This window comes from Sphingobium sp. PNB (assembly GCF_019873065.1).
Taxonomy (GTDB): domain Bacteria; phylum Pseudomonadota; class Alphaproteobacteria; order Sphingomonadales; family Sphingomonadaceae; genus Sphingobium; species Sphingobium fuliginis.
The window spans coordinates 1-2,936 of record NZ_JAINEZ010000183.1; the positions used below are offsets into that span (position 1 = coordinate 1).

General features: G+C 70.3%; 2 protein-coding genes and 1 pseudogene. All 3 read left to right on the plus strand.

The features are described 5' to 3' along the window. Positions 1-644 (plus strand): ImuA family protein (locus tag K7W03_RS27035; protein WP_222888034.1); only part of this gene is annotated, 644 nt, incomplete at its 5' end. Continuing rightward, on the plus strand, positions 541-2,130 hold the full coding sequence (locus K7W03_RS27040; RefSeq protein WP_222888036.1) for a Y-family DNA polymerase: 1,590 nt from the start codon (positions 541-543) through the stop codon (positions 2,128-2,130). The genes K7W03_RS27035 and K7W03_RS27040, both read left to right, overlap by 104 nt. Further along, positions 2,127-2,924, plus strand: a pseudogene (locus tag K7W03_RS27045) (error-prone DNA polymerase); the annotation flags it as partial. The gene K7W03_RS27040 and the pseudogene K7W03_RS27045, both read left to right, overlap by 4 nt. Positions 2,925-2,936: the final 12 nt, after the last annotated feature.

Genomic DNA, 2,936 nt, shown 5'->3' on the forward strand with positions numbered 1-2,936 from the left:
TGATTCTCGCGCGGCTGGCGGCGGGGGAGGCGCCCCTGCTCTGGCTGCGCACGATGGCGGCGGGCCAGGCGGGGGGCATGCCCTATGGCCCCGGACTGGCCGCATTGGGCATCGATCCCGCCCGGTTGCTGATCGGCGCGATGGCCGATGACGCCATGCTGCTGCGAGCGGCGGTCGACGCGCTGCGATGCCCCGCTTTGGGCGCACTGGTGGTGGAATTGCGCGGGCCGGCGCCCTTGCTCGACCTGACAGCCAGCCGGCGGCTGGCGCTGGCGGCGGAGTCGTCCGGCGTCACCGCTTTCCTGCTGCGGGTGGGCGGCGATCCGGTGCCTAGCGCGGCGGATACGCGCTGGCGCGTTGCGGCGGCGCCCTCTCTGCCCTTGCCGGGAAACGGGCCGGGCAGAAGCGCCTTCGACCTTGGCCTGTTGCGACGGCGGGCGGGACGGGACGGGCTCGGCTGGCGGCTGGTCTGGGACAATGGCCGGGGCATGTTTGAAGGAAGTGGAGGTGGGCGCGATGAACGCCATGGCCTTGGACAGGATGGCAGCGGACGGGAGGGCGGAGGACGCGATGGGCAAGCGCCGCTATCTGGCGCTGTGGTTTCCGTTCCTGCCGATCGACCGGCTTCGGATCGCGCGGCCTGATCTCTGGGCGCAGGGCGAAGGTCCCGCAGCCGTCGTCGAACAGGTGCGCGGCGCGATGCGGCTGGCGACGCTCGACGCCGACGCTCTCGCGCTGGGCCTGACGCCGGGCATGACGCTGGCCGATGCGCGTGCGCGGGAACCGGACCTGCGCGTGTTCGATGCCGATCCCCATGGCGATCAGGACTGGCTGGAGCGGCTCTGCGACGGTTGTTCCCGCTACACGCCGGTTGCGGCGCTGGATTCACCCTTCGGTCTGATGCTCGACATTACCGGCTGTGCGCATCTCTGGGGCGGGGAGGAGATGCTGGCGCGCGAGGCGGCCGAACGGCTGGAGCGTCATGGCATGCGGGTGCGCCATGCCCTTGCCGGAACGGCGGAGGGTGCGCATGCGCTGTGCCGTTTTCCGGTGGGCGCGGCGGCGGACGAGGATGCGGCGCTGCGCCGCCTGCCGGTCGAGGCGTTGCGGCTGGAGGATGAAAGCGCGGTGGCGTTGCGCCGCGCGGGACTGCGGACCGTGGGCGATCTGGCGGCGCGGCCGGCTGCGGTCCTGGCGTCGCGCTTCGGTGAGGCGGCGGTGGACGCGCTGCACGCTTTGCTGGGATTGGGGAGGCGGCCTCTCGCCCCCCGGCGGTCGCGCCCGGCGATCCGGATCGAGCGGCGTTTTGCCGAGCCGATGGGCAGCACCGCCTTTGCCCTCCGGACGCTGGAGGAGATGGCGGCCGAGGCGGGGGAGCGGCTCAGCGAACGCGGGCAAGGCGGTCGACGGTTCGAGGCGCTGTTCTTCCGCAGCGACGGCCTTGCCTTTCCCTTGCGGGTGGAAACCAGCCTGCCGGTGCGGGACGCGCCCGCTATCATGCGGCTGGTGCAGGAACGGATCGATGCGCTGTCCGATCCGCTCGATCCCGGTTTCGGCTTCGACATGCTGCGCCTCACCGTGCCGCAGGCGGAGCCGATGGCGCCGACACAACTGGCGCTGGAAGGGGGGGAGGCGCGTCGCGAGGAAAGCGTCGCGGCTCTGGTCGACCGGCTGTCGATCCGGGCAGGCCGGGCTCGCATCCAGCGGCTTCACCCGAAGGACAGCCATATCCCCGAACAGGCCCAGCTTGCCCTGCCCGCCGTGGAAAGCCGCGCCCCCATGAACTGGCCGCAAGAGGGGCAGGAGGGGGAGCCGCCCATGCGCCCGCTGCATCTGTTCGATCCGCCGCAGCCGATCGACGTGGTGGCCGAGGTGCCCGATGGTCCGCCCCATCGCTTCCGCTGGCGCAAGGCATTGCATGAAGTGACGCGCTATGAAGGCCCCGAACGCATCGCGCCCGAATGGTGGACGGCTAGGGATGGCGCGCTGGAGGGCGAGAGCGTGGGGCTGACCCGCGACTATTACCGGGTCGAGGATGCGCGCGGGCGGCGCTACTGGATATTCCGCAACGGGCTTTACGGCGCCGAAGCGGAACATCCCGGCTGGTACATCCATGGCCTGTTCGCATGAAGCGACACGGCAAGGGTCCAGACCCGTCCAGGCCCAAATCCATCGACCGGCGTGAACTGAATGCGCTGGAGGCTGCGCGGGAAAAGGGGCGGCGCGGGTCGCACGGCGAATCTCCGCCGATCGGGCCGGCAGAGGCGCCTCCCTTTGCCGAGTTGGTGGCGGCGACCAATTTCTCCTTCCTGCGCGGCGCATCCCATCCGCAGGACATGGTGACGCGCGCCATCGCCCTGGGGCTTGTGGGCCTGGGCATAGCCGACCGCAATAGCGTCGCCGGGGTGGTCCGCGCCCATGTCGCGCGCAAGCGCTGGCCCGAACGGATGCGCGCCGCTTTGCTGGAGGCGCGCAAGGAAGCGGGGCAGCCGCTGGAACTCAGCGAAGAGGAGGAGCGCGCCTGCCGGACCGACCTGCGGCTGGTCGTCGGCGCAAGGCTGGTCTTCGTGGATGGAACGCCGGACATCGTCGCCTATCCCGCGACGCGGCGGGGTTGGGGCGAACTCACCAAATTGCTGACCGTCGGCAATCTCCGTTCGGTGAAGGGCGACTGTATCCTGCGCTACGAGGATCTGACCGCCTATCTGGACGATCTGCTGCTGATCGTGATGCCTGGCTCCACCGCCACCCAACAGACCGCGCATCGCAAGCCGGTGGACTATGATTATGACGACCGGCCCCCGAAGGAAGCGATCAGGCAGGGCCATCTCAGTCTTGTGCCGCCGCCGGCTCCGTCCGATCTGAAGGGATTGCTGGCGCGCTTGTCGCGTCTTGCGCCGCGCCGGGTCTGGCTGGCGGCGGCACAAGACTGAGAT

Excerpts from the sequence above, each read along its gene's own strand:
- K7W03_RS27040 (WP_222888036.1), top strand. The coding sequence starts at position 541 with ATGGCAGCGGACGGGAGGGCGGAGGACGCGATGGGCAAGCGCCGCTAT.